This is a genomic window from Cysteiniphilum halobium (assembly GCF_003574425.1).
GTDB classification, from domain to species: Bacteria; Pseudomonadota; Gammaproteobacteria; order Francisellales; family Francisellaceae; genus Caedibacter; species Caedibacter halobius.
Genome location: NZ_QLIU01000024.1, coordinates 1 through 14,740, shown reverse-complemented (window position 1 = coordinate 14,740; position 14,740 = coordinate 1). Strand labels below are relative to the sequence as shown.

15 protein-coding genes are annotated in these 14,740 nt (G+C 39.0%); 8 read left to right on the top strand and 7 right to left on the bottom strand.

Going from position 1 to position 14,740, the window contains the following annotated elements:
- Window positions 1-19 precede the first annotated feature (19 nt).
- Window positions 20-703: a 2OG-Fe dioxygenase family protein gene (locus DNK85_RS05835; protein ID WP_119328641.1), complete on the bottom strand. Its 684-nt coding sequence runs from the start codon at window positions 701-703 to the stop codon at window positions 20-22.
- A gap of 194 nt (window positions 704-897) precedes the next feature.
- Here DNK85_RS05835 and DNK85_RS05830 point away from each other — a divergent pair, with 194 nt between their 5' ends.
- The 3 genes from DNK85_RS05830 (at window position 898) to DNK85_RS05820 (ending at window position 3,579) form a co-directional block, all read left to right on the top strand.
- A complete protein-coding gene (locus tag DNK85_RS05830; RefSeq protein ID WP_119328640.1) occupies window positions 898-1,899 on the top strand; it encodes a GRP family sugar transporter in 1,002 nt (333 codons plus the stop codon).
- Between the two features lie 18 nt (window positions 1,900-1,917).
- On the top strand, window positions 1,918-2,649 hold the full coding sequence (locus DNK85_RS05825) for an AraC family transcriptional regulator (RefSeq protein ID WP_119328639.1): 732 nt from the start codon (window positions 1,918-1,920) through the stop codon (window positions 2,647-2,649).
- A 93-nt stretch (window positions 2,650-2,742) separates the two neighbouring features.
- Complete coding sequence (locus tag DNK85_RS05820) at window positions 2,743-3,579, top strand: helix-turn-helix transcriptional regulator (protein ID WP_119328638.1); 837 nt, start codon at window positions 2,743-2,745, stop codon at window positions 3,577-3,579.
- Here the strand turns inward: DNK85_RS05820 and DNK85_RS05815 are convergent.
- The 3 genes from DNK85_RS05815 to DNK85_RS05805 all read right to left on the bottom strand — a co-directional run bounded on the left by DNK85_RS05815 (window position 3,573) and on the right by DNK85_RS05805 (window position 8,066).
- Entirely contained in the window at window positions 3,573-5,105 is a 1,533-nt protein-coding gene (locus tag DNK85_RS05815) for a GDSL-type esterase/lipase family protein (RefSeq protein WP_162896552.1), read from the bottom strand. The two genes, DNK85_RS05820 and DNK85_RS05815, sit on opposite strands and share 7 nt — an antisense overlap.
- A gap of 408 nt (window positions 5,106-5,513) precedes the next feature.
- The gene (locus DNK85_RS05810) at window positions 5,514-7,025 is read right to left on the bottom strand and encodes a fumarate hydratase (RefSeq protein WP_119328636.1); all 1,512 of its coding nucleotides are present in this window, start codon (window positions 7,023-7,025) and stop codon (window positions 5,514-5,516) included.
- Window positions 7,026-7,094: 69 nt separating this feature from the next.
- Complete coding sequence (locus DNK85_RS05805) at window positions 7,095-8,066, bottom strand: zinc transporter ZntB (RefSeq protein ID WP_119328635.1); 972 nt, start codon at window positions 8,064-8,066, stop codon at window positions 7,095-7,097.
- A 177-nt stretch (window positions 8,067-8,243) separates the two neighbouring features.
- Between DNK85_RS05805 and DNK85_RS05800 the strand changes: the two genes are divergently transcribed.
- Both DNK85_RS05800 and DNK85_RS05795 read left to right on the top strand, forming a co-directional pair.
- The gene (locus DNK85_RS05800; protein WP_119328634.1) at window positions 8,244-8,978 is read left to right on the top strand and encodes an SPOR domain-containing protein; all 735 of its coding nucleotides are present in this window, start codon (window positions 8,244-8,246) and stop codon (window positions 8,976-8,978) included.
- Between the two features lie 34 nt (window positions 8,979-9,012).
- Complete coding sequence (locus DNK85_RS05795) at window positions 9,013-9,471, top strand: acyl-CoA thioesterase (protein WP_119328633.1); 459 nt, start codon at window positions 9,013-9,015, stop codon at window positions 9,469-9,471.
- Here DNK85_RS05795 and DNK85_RS05790 read toward each other — a convergent pair.
- Both DNK85_RS05790 and DNK85_RS05785 read right to left on the bottom strand, forming a co-directional pair.
- Window positions 9,410-10,516, bottom strand: coding sequence for an SGNH/GDSL hydrolase family protein (locus DNK85_RS05790; RefSeq protein WP_119328632.1), 1,107 nt, complete (start codon window positions 10,514-10,516; stop codon window positions 9,410-9,412). The genes DNK85_RS05795 and DNK85_RS05790 overlap by 62 nt on opposite strands.
- A 13-nt stretch (window positions 10,517-10,529) precedes the next feature.
- Window positions 10,530-11,228: a YggS family pyridoxal phosphate-dependent enzyme gene (locus DNK85_RS05785; RefSeq protein WP_119328631.1), complete on the bottom strand. Its 699-nt coding sequence runs from the start codon at window positions 11,226-11,228 to the stop codon at window positions 10,530-10,532.
- A 46-nt stretch (window positions 11,229-11,274) separates the two neighbouring features.
- On the opposite strand from DNK85_RS05785, the gene DNK85_RS05780 reads away from it, so the two are divergent.
- Complete coding sequence (locus tag DNK85_RS05780) at window positions 11,275-12,312, top strand: type IV pilus twitching motility protein PilT (protein WP_119328630.1); 1,038 nt, start codon at window positions 11,275-11,277, stop codon at window positions 12,310-12,312.
- A 1-nt stretch (window position 12,313) separates the two neighbouring features.
- Here the strand turns inward: DNK85_RS05780 and DNK85_RS05775 are convergent, their stop codons facing one another.
- The gene (locus DNK85_RS05775; RefSeq protein ID WP_119328629.1) at window positions 12,314-13,765 is read right to left on the bottom strand and encodes a potassium transporter TrkG; all 1,452 of its coding nucleotides are present in this window, start codon (window positions 13,763-13,765) and stop codon (window positions 12,314-12,316) included.
- A 129-nt stretch (window positions 13,766-13,894) separates the two neighbouring features.
- On the opposite strand from DNK85_RS05775, the gene DNK85_RS05770 reads away from it, so the two are divergent.
- Together DNK85_RS05770 and DNK85_RS05765 are read left to right on the top strand one after the other, a co-directional pair.
- The gene (locus DNK85_RS05770) at window positions 13,895-14,077 is read left to right on the top strand and encodes a CBU_0585 family protein (RefSeq protein ID WP_119328628.1); all 183 of its coding nucleotides are present in this window, start codon (window positions 13,895-13,897) and stop codon (window positions 14,075-14,077) included.
- A gap of 24 nt (window positions 14,078-14,101) precedes the next feature.
- Window positions 14,102-14,677, top strand: coding sequence for a pilin (locus DNK85_RS05765; RefSeq protein ID WP_162896551.1), 576 nt, complete (start codon window positions 14,102-14,104; stop codon window positions 14,675-14,677).
- Window positions 14,678-14,740 lie beyond the last annotated feature (63 nt).

The following is a 14,740-nucleotide window of genomic DNA, read 5'->3' as shown; positions in this document are numbered from 1 at the left end:
AAAAAGTTGAACATGGCGTTTATTTTTTAATCTGCATGGTAATCACAAAAACATCGCGATGCCCAAAACCTGGTAATAAGGGAACAATCGGCGAGGCATAATGTGCATATTTGCGATCATTAAAAAGAAGCATCTCGCCCTCTTTTAGCACTTGATTGAAGTAAATATGTCGATGATTGTTAATATCAACCAGTAGCGAATTGCCACCGGTGACATTCTGCATATCAACGCAGATTATCGTGACATAATCAAAGCCGTCCTGGTGCACGCCCTCGGGGGCTGGCTTACCCGTTACCTCGTCATTGGTATAGATCCTAATTTGATGAATACCAAAATGATAGTCATATGCTGGTAACTTAGGATAAATATGCAGCATGATCACTTCTCTGGCAACTTTCTGGGCAACATCCATCTCGACCAACGGGAAATTACGATCGATTCCACCTTGGTATTTATTCAGTTTTTTTGATTGGTGAAACACTTCACTATGCGGACTAACACTGATCTGACCATGCGAAATATCCCCCACAGCAAACGCGCGATGTCGGTAATTATCACCAGATTTCATATTTGGATCCCGTTTGAGCGTGTCAAAAGACTCAGCAAATTTATGTTTCAAATCACCTATAAATTCAACCTGATACATCTTTTCTCTTACTTGAATATTTGATCCTTCCACCATATTTAATTCCGCTTGATACATCTAATCCTTCTTACTTAAGAGATAGTCATATCTTGGTATAAAGCAACTATTTATGCCTTATAAAACGTAATTACTACACTTTTTTTGCTGCTAGGCGCAAACATTTCAGTATTTAATTTACAGAGCACTATCTTTTTAATTCAATTTTCTCTACTATTGGCTCGTTTTAGCAATCGTTTAACAGGAGTTTTCATATGTTTTTCGCGCAATCTTATGGACTGGCGATTTTATTTTGTATTATCACGATGCTTTGCTGGGGATCTTGGGCAAATTTACAAAAAGCAACTGGTAAAAAATGGGCATTTCAATATTTCTATTGGGATTACGCCATTGGTGTACTCCTGATTAGCTTTATTCTTGCAGTTACTTTAGGTAATGCAGGTAATATTGGACGTGGCTTTTTCACTGATCTTGCACAAGCAAATATTAACATGATCATACTGGCTCTTATTGGTGGTATTGTCTTTAATCTTGCAAATATTTTACTCGTTGCTGCCATTGACATTGCCGGCATGGCAGTGGCTTTTCCTATTGCTATTGGACTAGCTTTAGTACTTGGCGTGATTCTTAATTATATTGCTAACCCATTGGGTAATGCCCTTATTTTATCAATTGGTGTAATTTGCGTTGCCATTGCCATTATCCTAGATGCCAAAGCATATCAAACGCTTAAAGCACATTTAACACAATCGGCATTTAAAAAGGGAGTAACTATTGCGCTTATCTCCGGGGTATTAATGGGTACATTTTATTATTTCGTTGCAGCGTCAATGATTACCAATTTTCACGCACCCAAAGCGGGAAAGCTTACACCATATAGTGCAGCATTTATTTTTGCTATTGGCTTATTTTTATCAAACTTTATTATTAATACATGGATGATGAAAAAGCCCTTTATTGGCGAACCAATCAAAGGTTCTGGTTATTTCAAAGGCAGTTTTAGAGCGCATATTTTTGGTATTTTAGGTGGCGCCATTTGGGGATTAGGTACTGGTCTAAATTTTATAGCTGCAGGTACTGCAGGACCAGCTATCTCCTATGGTCTTGGTCAAGGAGCAACGATGATTGCTGCTCTTTGGGGTGTTTTTATTTGGCGCGAGTTTAAGCACGCACCTCAATCAGCGAACAAACTTTTACTGTGGATGTTTATCTTTTACTTTATTGGTTTGTTATTGATTATTTTTGCTAAAGCTTAATTAACTAAAGACAAAGCAATGAACCAACCGGTAGGAAAAGACCTTACACACCTTTTAAGCATTGATATTAGCCGTTTCCCAACGGCTAAATTACACCAGCACGATGAAGCGCAATTAAGCTATATGCAAAAAGGTGTTTTAAAGGTTATCGCCAACCATAGAGTCTATATCGTGCCCGCGGGTTTTACAATTTATATCCCGCCTGGCATCACGCATGGTATTGAATGCGGGCAGAATATTGATGGCATCATATTATACTTTGATAAAAATATGCCACTATTACCCACTGATGTGACGATTAGCAAACCGGATGAGCTAATCAAACAACTCATATTAAAAGTCCACCAACAAGGTAAATATAAGACAAATGTGTTTACACAAGCATTATTGCAAGCCATGCATGATGATAAATCGGCCCCTAACTATGCTTTAAGTTTTCCAACACATCCTTTGTTGCGTGACTTAATCGCTTATATTGACGATCACCTGTCACAGCCAGTATCCATCGACGCGATTGCCCAAAAAGCACATCTCAGCGCGCGCCACTTATCACGTATTTTTAAAAAAGAAACAGGGCTGTCATTCTCCTATTGGCTGCAGCAATACAAAATGCTCTATGCGTTGATACTCCTACCACAACATCAAAGCACATCAATTGTTGCTAGAGCATTAGGTTATGATAGTGATAGCGCTTTTATTAACACCTTTAAGAAATTCACGCATGGCAAGCCACCCTCGTTTTTCTATTAAATTACTATTTATCAGACTGAACTTATTTATAAACCGATCAACCAAAGGTATGATCAATATCATTGCTATTAACCGCTGTGATTAGATGACAAAATGACTTTGTTTAGCGCCAGCCGGAATACACCGTTAATTAAGAAATTTGAGAAATGGATTACTGAGGCAAAAACATTCAAAGAAATCGGTCAGATTTCGATTAAATATAGTCATCCAATTAAACGTATGTTTCATTTAACACTGCCTAATGAGCAACTTCTAAACTTTACATTTATTCGTACGCATAATGATTTAAAGCGCAATATCGTCACATTAGAGCCAATGTTAGCGCTAAAGTTTTACCGCCAAAATCTACATATTGACGATCACATGCTCGATCGCAACCTCATCACTCCATTCTATGACCGCGTTGAATTAATGAATCCCTCTTACCAGAAGGCATTTATTGCACTGACCTCACCAAATGAGTCCTCAACACCTATTGTTATTGAGCATGATTTGGATTTCTATAAAGATGCTTTTTGCTTTCAAATTGCCAACCATAGCAATAAGGACTTTATTACCGGTGCATGGTTTGCAACATTTCTGCAAATGATTATTGCATTTTACAACTTTTATTCGCCACAGCTCACACCAAACTTTCCAAGCTATGATACCAGAAATACAATGACAGAGTTTAGGCAGGATGATCTTTTCCAAGACTTCATTGCCATGCACGATCTAACACCCACACAAGGGCAATATCTAAAATATTTAGTGTTTTCTTGGGAAAGTAAGCGCATTGCGACTCATTTATGCCGCTCTGAACGCACAGTTGAAAAAGTGATTGATGCCATCAAACTAAAGCTCAATTTACACTCCAAACAAGAGCTGTGTAGATTGCTACAATGTTATTACATCAACTTGATTTCAGAGCGTATAACTAACAGTCATTGAGCATAGTTTAGTATACAGCTATCACCTGTTAAACCATTTTGATCAGCTTTACAGCTTTGGTTTAAGTAACCTGCCGCCTGATAATAGGCATCGTGAATCTGGTCATAGCACACCAGTTTGGGATAAGTCGGATCATTGGCAATACATGCTTTGATACCTTCTTTTGCTGTAGCACTACAAGATAGCGTCTTTTTGCTGACAGCAAGCTCACCAAGATATGCACCCCACCCTGTATATGGCTTATCATTATGATCAAGAATATAAGCCCCAACGTGCAAGGATTGAGAACAGCTGTATTTAAGTGATACATTCACAGGTTTTTCAGCCTTAAGAATATTATTTAGATAAGCTGCCAAAGCTTGTGCATGTTGATAAGCATAAGCTTTTGTTGGATGCCCACTACCTGAGCCATCACTTGGCAGACGCGTATCAACAAAGCAACTCACTGTATTGCCATTAAAGTGTAGACTCTGTGGTGTTGCACACACCTTGCCTGCAATATTTTCCTCAGCTTGCCAATACTGCTGATACATTGGCACATAATCCGGACGAAAACCCCATAAATCCAAAACGATTTTAGCGCTTGGATTTAGTGCTTGCACTTTATCAACAAATTTCTGCAATGCTTGCTGATATGTGCTTTGATTGGCAACAAAGGTGTCATTGGTGCCAAGATTAATCACAACAATATCCGCATTTTCACTGTTTATTGGCTGATTGTGTTGATCGGTGTTATAGCTACTGCTGTCATAATATGTAAACATGGTCGAGCTGCCCCAATATGAGCCCGGTGTTAATGATATCCCTGATAGGGCAATAAAGCTTGGATCAACATGCCATCCTTGTGCATTTAATCGTTCAATGCTTTGAAAAGCATAAGAGATTGTAATATTGGCATAGCCGATATTGCCACTTGCACCACCATCATTATTGCCATCTTGTAATCCTGCAGTGATCGAGTCACCATAAAATACAATTTTCTTCAGATCACTATATTTCGCAACTAACTCAGTATTCTTTAGTGTCATCGAGTGCACATAAAACGGTGAGTAGAAAAATGGCACCTGCCTTGCATCAGCCTCATTTAATTGTACTAATTTGATATTATGTATTTTTGATAAATCAAGTGTCGGTGCCAAACTTAGATCAATATCAACATACGTCGTTAATGTATTATCAAGCTTAATAGCACTGGCAGGTGCTTCTACTATTGAGGTACGTGCAACATTAGCTAGCTTATTATCAATATAGACATTAAACCATGTTTCATTAGGATTATTTGGGTTAACTTTAGCAAGCTTTATCACTATATTGGCGTCATGCTTAAGTGCTTTAACATTAAAAGATACCGTACTTCCTGACCAGTTCATCGCGACTCTATCATTAATAAGCTCGTGATTACTGCGCCCTAAATACATGATATTAGAATTATTACCTAAAATCGTCTCGCTACTTGCAAACCCCATGCCACTTAAACTTGCAAGCCCACATATCATTGCATATTTTATTTTACTATTTCCTTGCATACTAAAGCCTCCTATTGGATTATTTTCACACAATCCAATATCCATAAATCCACAGCTTGTGCATAGGGTAATGACTACCCTATTTGCTATTTTTCCTCTTTTATCTTTGCTTCTATGCAATCGTTGGCTGAGCGTTAGTCGAAGTCATCTCTTATCAGCATTCCCCTTCGACTTCGTTCAGGGTACGAACAATATTATTGCTTGGGAAATATTTGCATATTTTTAACCTCTCCCCTTGCGGGGGTGAGGGGTAATTAACCCATTACTCTTTTTCCATTATTTCGCTATTTCTGCTTCTTTATCTTTCTTCCATGCAGAGTCGTTGGCTGAGCGCTAGTCGAAGCCATCTCTTATCAGCATTCCCCCTTCGACTTTGCTCAGGGAACGAGAAATAGTGCTGATAGGTGACTATAGTTTCATCTCAGCAATTTTCACTTTCCACTCTTTGGGGCCCGTTTGGTGCACTGAAATACCTTGACTGTCAACGGCAACCGTCACTGGCATATCTTCAACTTCAAACTCATAAATGGCTTCCATTCCCAGGTCTTCAAATCCAACGACCTTGGCTTTGCGAATCGATTTAGAGATAAGATAAGCTGCTCCGCCAACTGCCATTAAGTAAACTGCTTTATGCTTTTTAATTGAATCAATGGTTGACTGACCACGCTCAGCTTTACCCACCATGCCGGCAATACCCACTTCACTTAACATAAAATCCGTAAACTTATCCATACGCGTTGCTGTTGTAGGACCTGCAGGCCCTACCACCTCATCACCAACCGGATCAACAGGACCGACGTAGTAAATAAACTTACCCTTTAAATCCACCGGTAATGACTCGCCATTTTTAACCATATCCATAATGCGCTTATGTGCTGCATCGCGCCCCGTTAATAACTTACCATTTAATAATAGTGTTTCACCTGGTTTTAGATTTTCAATATCAGATTGCGTCAAGGTATTTAAATCCACGCGACGCACTTGTGATTTATCAGTTTCGGTAATTTCAGGCCAATCTTCTAATTTTGGTACAGGCAACTTAGCAACACCTGAACCATCTAAGGTGAAGTGTACATGGCGCGTTGCTGCACAATTTGGAATTAATGCCACAGGCTTACATGCCGCATGCGTTGGATATTCATGGATTTTAACATCAAGTACCGTTGTTAACCCGCCTAAACCTTGCGCACCAATGCCAAGATTATTAATCTTGTGATAGAGCTCGACACGCAACTTCTCAAGCTCAGTTTGTGCACCACGTGTAAGAATCTCATGCATATCAATTTCTTCGCCTAATGATTCTTTAGCTAATAGCATTGCCTTTTCTGCTGTGCCACCAATCCCAATGCCGATAATGCCAGGTGGACACCAACCAGCACCCATTGTTGGTAGCATCTCAAGCACCCAATCGACAATGCTATCACTAGGATTTAAGACTTTAAATTTTGATTTGAATTCAGAACCACCTCCTTTAGCAGCTAATTCAATCTCAATATTGCACCCGGGCACCATATCGATATGTACAATTGCAGGGGTATTGTCTTTGGTATTTTTACGCGCACCATGTGGTGGGTTTACCATTGATGCTCGAAGTGGATTATCTGTATTTAAATATGCGCGACGTACCCCTTCGTTCACAAGCTCAGTGATCGTGCGATTAGTGCAATCAAGTTTCGTCTCCATACCAACTTTAACAAATGCACAAACCATGCCGGTATCCTGGCAAATAGGGCGATGTCCATAAGCCGCCATACGGGAGTTTATCAATATCTGTCCAATCGCATCTTTCGCAGGCTTTGAAGCTTCATGTTGATACGCACGATACATCGCTTGCACAAAGTCTTTAGGATGATAATAAGAAATAAATTGCAGCCCATCGGCAACGCTTTGAATAAAATCTTCTACTTTAATAACTGACATTTCAAGTGACTCTATCGATTAAACTTCGACGCATTTTAACAAGGATTTACGCTAGTGGTATAGAAAAAATCAAATCCAACGAATCTTACGCATAATCGCAATATAACCCACCATAATCAAAGCAAGTATTACACACACAATAATAAACCCATAATGTGATTGAGCCCCTGGGATACCAGCAACATTGATACCTAAGAGACCTGTGATAAACCCAAGCGGGATAAACACCACACTGATCATCGATAAGATATACATACGCTGATTCATCTGTGTTTGCTCATAGGCATGAATTTCATTTTGGATGATTAAACTCCTATCCTTCATCGCATCGAGATCTTCTAACAAACGCATATTAGCATCAAGCACTTGTTTTAACTCAAATACATCCTCGTCACTTAACCAAGAAAGTTTATTACCTGAAATAGCCAATATCGCTTCCCGTTGCGGTAGAATATAACGCCTGATTTTAATGGCTTTTTTACAAATTGCATTGACCTTATCCGACAATACAATCGATCGATCTTTCTTAATCGCAAGTTCAATATCATCTAGTTTACCATCATAGCTATCAAGCAACTGATCAGTGTGTTCAGTAATATGCATCAGCAAAATATTCAAAAACTCACTTGTAGCACATGGTCCCGCATTTAAACGAAACATATTGTTAATTTCAGTAATTGAATGCATATCTCGACGCTTTACCGTAATAATCAAGCGCTCAGTTAACCACATGCGGATTGATGTCATATCTTCAGGCTTTTGCCCTTTATTGAGATTAATTGCTCTAAAGGTTGCCAACATGCCATTATCCAGCACCAAAATACGTGGCCGAGTCTCATGTGCACACAGCATATTAATGATTTTCTCAGGAATAATCTGATATTCATTTAGAAAATCAGCAGCTTGCGTTAAATCCAAATGCAACCAGACAATGCCAGATGGTACTGCCAGTGCTGTGGAAATATCCTTCTCGGTGATTTCTTTAGCACTACCGTTCCCGTCTAAAAGTTTGATGTTTACGTGCTTTTTTTGTACTTCCATCGTTACTTTTGCTAAATTGCTCAATGCCTTTTCATATCACTGTAGCGCAAAACGACATAAACGCAATCAGTTATACCCATATAAAGTGCATAAACATGCTTTATACTTTGGCAATATCTTATTAAAATTGCTGCAACACTTTAAAAATCAATTAACAACAAAATAAGTTACTTTACAATGCGTGATTTTGCTAAAAATAACAATAGAACAAAAGCAGATAATAAACCTAGTTCGCAATCTTCATTGGCCATAAGAAAGATTATTCTTGCTCTTTTGTTATTAGTGTTAATTATTGCTTTTATTATCAGCTTTTATGGTAATAACAAATCCAAAGAGAAATCAGCCACAACAACCACACAAGCCGTACATGTTTCACCTAAACCACGAGCGAAGGTAGACGATGCAAAACAAAACAGTACCACACCAGCTAATGCCCCAACTCAAGTAGCAAATCAACCCTCTGATGCCACTACTATCACGGCACCACAAGCCAAAGAAGATAACACCAAAGAAGTGCCTGTAGTAGAAAGCAAGAAGACTAAAGATAACAAAAAAGATAAGGATAAGCCCTTAACTTTTACATTTTATAACACACTGACCAATAAGACCGTACAAGTCGATGCTAACCCTGAAAAATTAAAACAATATCGCTATACCTATATGCTGCAAGTTGGCTCTTATCGTAATCAAAGTGATGCAAATGCCACGCGTGCCAAGCTCATTTTAGCAGGACTTAAACCCACCATTAAAAAAGTGGGAGATTGGTATCGTTTAGATGTCGGTCCCGTCTATAGCCAACGTGATGGTGATGTAATCAAACACAAGGTTGAATCTGCTGGCATTTCTGGCAGCATTTTGCGTCAAGTGGATAAGCAAGAGATTACATCACAAACAAGCGATGATAATCAGTAGAATATTTGAAGTTGTGCGCTTTAGGAAATAGTTTATGCAAATATTTAAAACAAATTTTAACGTGATGTCTGAACATATCGATGCCAATAAACATGTCAGTAATATCGTTTATATCAAATGGATGCAAGATATTGCGGTAATGCACTCAGATGCTTGTGGTTGGGATACCAAACGTTACCATCAAAACCACTGCACATGGGTTGCTAAAACCCATTTTATTGACTACATCAAGCAAGTTTTCTTAGGCGAAACCATTGAAGCTCAAACCTGGGTTGATGAGATTAAGCGCTCAACGGCACTACGTAAATATGCGTTTATCAATCAACGTGGTGAAATCGTTGCCAAAGCCGAAACTAACTGGGTTTTTATCAACACTCAAACACAACGCATTCAACGCGTATTATCTGAAGTACGTGAAGACTTCGAGCGCTTTAGGTCCTCTGGATATAATGAATCAACTGCCTTGCTAAATAGCGATGCACCGTCGTTGTAGGGTGCATACCATTATAAAATAAGTAGCCATGGCAATACGGCAAGTCTCTAGCCTTAGCACAGGTCATGTCAACAGGTTCTGTAATACCGATAGTGGTTAAGACATCTGCTTTATTGAAATAAACATCTAAAAAAAGTTGATCAATAGGAAATACATGGTTTGCCGGAAACTTGCCTAAGGTTTGCAATACGAGGTTTGTCTGTAAACTTAAATTATACATTTGTGAAATTGATGAAATCACTGCTAGCATACTTTGGCGCAAAAGATAGCTATGAATATGATCATCTACTAGATGCGTCAACGCTGGCACCATCGAGAAATTAGGTAGGTTAAGTACGTAAATATTTTCCGCAGGCACACCGTTTTGCATTAAGATTTTTACCGCTTTGACCATATTATCAATCGGGTGTGCAATCGCTTGCCCATTGTTTGAGGCGATACGCACGATATTCTGATAAAAATCATTACCTCCCGCCCATAAAATAAAAAGCGTCTTGGAATTAGGCTTGTCATTTACATTAGTCAGATAAAATTGCAGCTGCTTTAATACACCAGGCACACAATTATAGCTACCGTAATCGCCCACACCATACAAGCACTGTTCACTTGTATCGCGTGCCCATGTCGTATCCGTCAAATAGTAATCGCCAGTCTCAGCTGAGGCTGTTGCAAAGGAAACATTATGATCAAAAGCCATATTAGGTTTTAAGTCTTTGATATTGTAAAACTTGTCTCCCGCATTAGTGGACAAATCGGCTAAGAAATAATTAAACCACGTGTTACGTGTTGGATCATTCGCACTTAATGCACTTGTAATTGGTGCGCCAATTTTATCAGTAATGCCACTGGGTTTAACCCAATAGTTATTACCCACACCCTGCCCATGAGAAGCACTATCACTTAAACTATCACCAAAGATAACGACATTAGCAAAATGCTTTGTTTGAGAATCTACCCTAATTTCAGCTTGGCGCTTAATTAGCGCAAGAATTACAATGACAACCACAAGTGAAGCAATCAAACTCCAAAAAACTCTCTTTAACATCCTAGTCTCCTAATTAACGCGCACCAAAAATAGTGCTCCCTATACGTAGCATCGTACTGCCTGCGGCAATGGCTGCTGGCATATCACCACTCATGCCCATTGATAATTCTTGTAGATTAAGCTTAAATTTTTGGTTTATGTTGTCTTTACACTGAGCGAGCTTGTGAAAGCTTGCTAACTCCTTATCGTATTCTCCGGTATCTTTGAGCATACACATCAAGCCATGAAGTTTGAGATTAGGGCAATGCTGAACAATATAGCAAACTAAATGCTCAATCGCTTCTCTATCATTTAGCATAATACCTGACTTTTGCACTTCCATATCAACGTTAATCTGGATAAGTACCTGGATTGTTTTATTAAACTTGGCACAATAGCTTTGTAATTTCTCAGCATACTGAATGCTAGTGAGTGTATGCAACCAATGAAAATATTGCGCGATTTTTTTGAGTTTATTTGACTGTAATCTCCCAATATAATGCCATGTAATATCCTCTGGCAAGGCAGGAATCTTATCAATCGCTTCCTGCACAAAGCTCTCAGCAAAAACGCGCATACCAGCAGCATAAATCACACGCATCGTATCAATTGACTGTTTCTTTGATACTGCTAATAGCTTTGGTTTGGTCATACTCTTGGCACTTAATGACTCAATCCGTTGTTGTACATCAGATAAGTTTTGCAGTAATTGCACTTCTTGATCGTGATTCATCTGCTATAGTTTTAAAGAGTAGATTTAGTAAGAAGGATATCTTAACATGAACCTCACGGAATTATTATCGCTTTGTATTAGTAAAAAAGCATCTGACTTACATCTCTCTAGTGGCGCCAAGCCTAAACTGCGCATCGATGGACACCTTGAATCTGTCAGCAATGAGCGATTAACTGAAGACCTCCTTGATGGCTATTTGCATGAAGTGATGTCTTCTGAACAGTACCAGCAGTTTCAAGAAACGCTAGAATATGATTTCTCTGCGCATAGACCTGATCTTCATTCACGCTTTAGAGTCAATGCATTTAAACAAGATCGCGGTAGTGCAATGGTGTTTCGCTTGATTCCTGAGAGTGTTTACACATTAGATGAGCTTGAAGCACCAGAGATTTTTAAAGAGCTCATGCATAAACCACATGGACTTATTGTTGTTACTGGCCCCACAGGTAGTGGCAAAAGTACGACGCTTGCGGCAATGATTGATCACATTAATAAAACTGAAAAAGGGCATATTATCTCGATTGAAGATCCTATCGAATTCACCCATAAATCACAACAGTGCCTTATCAATCAACGTGAGGTCAAACGTGATACGTTAACCTTTAATGCTGCTCTTCGTGCGGCTTTGCGTGAGGATCCAGATTATATTCTTGTCGGTGAGATGCGCGATATTGAAACGATTCGTCTGGCGTTAACCGCCGCTGAAACGGGGCATTTAGTATTTGCCACCTTGCATACCTCATCAGCACCCAAAACCATTGATCGGATTATCAATGTCTTTCCAGGAGATGAGCAGCCAATGATTCGCTCGATGCTCTCGGAATCTTTGCAAGCAGTTATTGCCCAACGTCTTATTCGCAAAAAAGAAGGCGGACGCGTTGCCGCCCACGAAGTCTTAATTGCCAATACTGCAGTACGAAACCTTATTCGCGAGAATAAAATTCCACAGCTTTATAATGTACTGCAAACCAGTCAAAACAAAGGCATGCAGACCTTAGAACAAGCATTAACTAACTTATTTAATCATGGAATTATTGATGACATTGAGCTTAAGAAATATAACACAATACAGCCAATTTCTTAGCTTATCTACGCCAAAAATCCGGGGTGAATAATACTAAAATCGTAAAGACTTCTAATCGACCTAATAACATCGCAAAATTTAAAATCCAATGTGCTTCAGTTGGTAAAGTAGCATAATTCACACCAACTTGCCCAAGTCCAGGACCCAAGTTAGAAATGCTTGCTGCCACAGCAGAGAATGCCGTGACCGAGTCAATCCCTACCCCCATCATGCATAACCATAAGATCACAAACAAAATAAAATAGGCTGCAACAAAACCCCAAACACTACTCATGACGGTTTCTGACATCACCTTATTGCCAAATTTCACCGGGAAAACACCAGCTGGATGCACTAGCCGTCGCGCCTCGCGAAAAGCCTGCTTTCTTAATAATACCGCACGTACAATCTTAAGCCCGCCAGAGCTTGAACCAGCACATCCTCCAATAAGGCCTATAACCATTAACAAAATCGGCAAGAACAATGGCCATGAGTGATAGTTTGAATCAGCAGTGAATCCTGTATTTGATACAAATGACGCCACTTGAAATAAACCATCCCAAAACGCACGGTCGTTACTTTTGGTAGCATCTTGTGAGATCAACGTTAATACAACAATCACAATCATTGAAAAAGCAAAAAAGATATACGCTCGAAACTCTGGGTCACGCCAATAGACTTTTAATGATAATCGTTTAAACGCAGTAAAATGCAATGCAAAACTTGTTGCACTAATCATCATATAAAAGATGCATATCGAGTAAATCAATGGTGTTTGTCCACTCATTGATGCATCACTGGGTGCAAAACCGCCTGTACCAATTGTAGAATACGCATAGCATATTGCGTTAAACCAATTCATTCCTCCAAATTTATAACTAATAATGCACAATAACACCAATAAAAGATAAATTCCCCAGAGCACCTTTGCTGTATCAGCGATTCTTGGGGTTAACTTATTCTCCTTCCATGGGCCATTGGCTTCAGCACGATACAACTGCATACCTCCGACACCAAGCATTGGTAAAATTGCCACTGATAAGATAATTATCCCCATACCACCCAAAAGCTGCGTTTGCTGACGATAATATAGGATGCTTTTAGGTAGTGAATTAAGTCCATGAATGACCGTTGCACCTGTAGTTGTAAACCCTGAAATGGATTCAAATACCGCATCGGAAAAGCTCAAATGTAAACCATTTGAAAGCAAATAAGGAATCGCACCATAAAGCCCAAGCACCAACCAAATTGCAATGACCACAATAAACCCATCTTTAACGGTCAGCTGTTTTTTCGACTTGGAGCTAAACGCCCAAAAGACAACACCCGAAATCAATGTAATCAAAAAACTAGATAAAAAAGGCTCACTGTTATGTTCATGATAAACCCAACTAACGATAACTGGTGTTAACATTGTCAAACTAAAGAACATCAACAACATGCCTAACACTTTAAAAATAGGACCTGGACGCATAAAATTGCCTTACGGTTGTACACAGTAATATAATATCCCACCTGCAAATCATTTTACGAGCGGTATAGGTTTTTCCTAGGCATTCTAGTATAATCGCCAACAAAATAGAAACAACAACTTAGATGAGTTATGGCAATTATTCTAAAAATGCTACACCTTTTTGACAATAACAAACAACGTGAATATGTCAGTGACGCTGATGATTTTCTTGCAAATTACGATCGCGACTTCCCAACGCGTTCGCAATCACAAAAAAAAGAAGCGCAAAAACATCGTAATATTTTTAACCGCAAAACAGATCAATTATTCTAAATCTTAATGGCTTTTGTAAAAATAATGCCCTATAAGAACGGTTTTTCAATTATAGAGCTGATGATTGCCCTTGTAATCGGCGTTATTATTGTTGGCATCTCTCTACCTGTTTATTTTAGCTATACCAATGCTGCCAAAATTTCAACCTCTTACCCGATGATCCAAGCTGCAGAAAAGAAGATTGCGACATTTTACACCCAGAATAACACCTTCAATCAAGCTGATAATGATGCTTTAAATATCAACAATGATGCACAAAATACAAATGTCATTACCAAATTTTATATTAGTGATGGGATTATAACAGTTGAATATATCTCCGCACTATCAACAGATGATACTGACACGCATCCGACACTCATTTTCTCACCGAACTATCAAAATCAAGCCATTATCTGGTCATGTGCTGCTAGCTCTGGCATCAGTTGCCCTGAAGGATATACCAGTTCCGCCTCAGCACAGCAAGAACTACAAATGCGCACATTAGCAAATAATATTGTTGATCAATACAGCTTCACTCAACTGGATACCTATTGGTCTAGCAACTGGGCGGGTGGGAACTATTGGGTTTATACGTCAACTGTTTCTCAAGATGTATAGTAGTTCCAAAATAAATCCAATTTAAGTAAACTATTGACTATATTAGTGTTTGGATTATGGAAT

Excerpts from the sequence above, each read along its gene's own strand:
- DNK85_RS05835 (WP_119328641.1), bottom strand. The coding sequence starts at position 703 with ATGTATCAAGCGGAATTAAATATGGTGGAAGGATCAAATATTCAAGTA.
- DNK85_RS05830 (WP_119328640.1), top strand. The coding sequence starts at position 898 with ATGTTTTTCGCGCAATCTTATGGACTGGCGATTTTATTTTGTATTATC.
- DNK85_RS05825 (WP_119328639.1), top strand. The coding sequence starts at position 1,918 with ATGAACCAACCGGTAGGAAAAGACCTTACACACCTTTTAAGCATTGAT.
- DNK85_RS05820 (WP_119328638.1), top strand. The coding sequence starts at position 2,743 with ATGACTTTGTTTAGCGCCAGCCGGAATACACCGTTAATTAAGAAATTT.
- DNK85_RS05815 (WP_162896552.1), bottom strand. The coding sequence starts at position 5,105 with ATGCAAGGAAATAGTAAAATAAAATATGCAATGATATGTGGGCTTGCA.
- DNK85_RS05810 (WP_119328636.1), bottom strand. The coding sequence starts at position 7,025 with ATGTCAGTTATTAAAGTAGAAGATTTTATTCAAAGCGTTGCCGATGGG.
- DNK85_RS05805 (WP_119328635.1), bottom strand. The coding sequence starts at position 8,066 with ATGGAAGTACAAAAAAAGCACGTAAACATCAAACTTTTAGACGGGAAC.
- DNK85_RS05800 (WP_119328634.1), top strand. The coding sequence starts at position 8,244 with ATGCGTGATTTTGCTAAAAATAACAATAGAACAAAAGCAGATAATAAA.
- DNK85_RS05795 (WP_119328633.1), top strand. The coding sequence starts at position 9,013 with ATGCAAATATTTAAAACAAATTTTAACGTGATGTCTGAACATATCGAT.
- DNK85_RS05790 (WP_119328632.1), bottom strand. The coding sequence starts at position 10,516 with ATGTTAAAGAGAGTTTTTTGGAGTTTGATTGCTTCACTTGTGGTTGTC.
- DNK85_RS05785 (WP_119328631.1), bottom strand. The coding sequence starts at position 11,228 with ATGAATCACGATCAAGAAGTGCAATTACTGCAAAACTTATCTGATGTA.
- DNK85_RS05780 (WP_119328630.1), top strand. The coding sequence starts at position 11,275 with ATGAACCTCACGGAATTATTATCGCTTTGTATTAGTAAAAAAGCATCT.
- DNK85_RS05775 (WP_119328629.1), bottom strand. The coding sequence starts at position 13,765 with ATGCGTCCAGGTCCTATTTTTAAAGTGTTAGGCATGTTGTTGATGTTC.
- DNK85_RS05770 (WP_119328628.1), top strand. The coding sequence starts at position 13,895 with ATGGCAATTATTCTAAAAATGCTACACCTTTTTGACAATAACAAACAA.
- DNK85_RS05765 (WP_162896551.1), top strand. The coding sequence starts at position 14,102 with ATGCCCTATAAGAACGGTTTTTCAATTATAGAGCTGATGATTGCCCTT.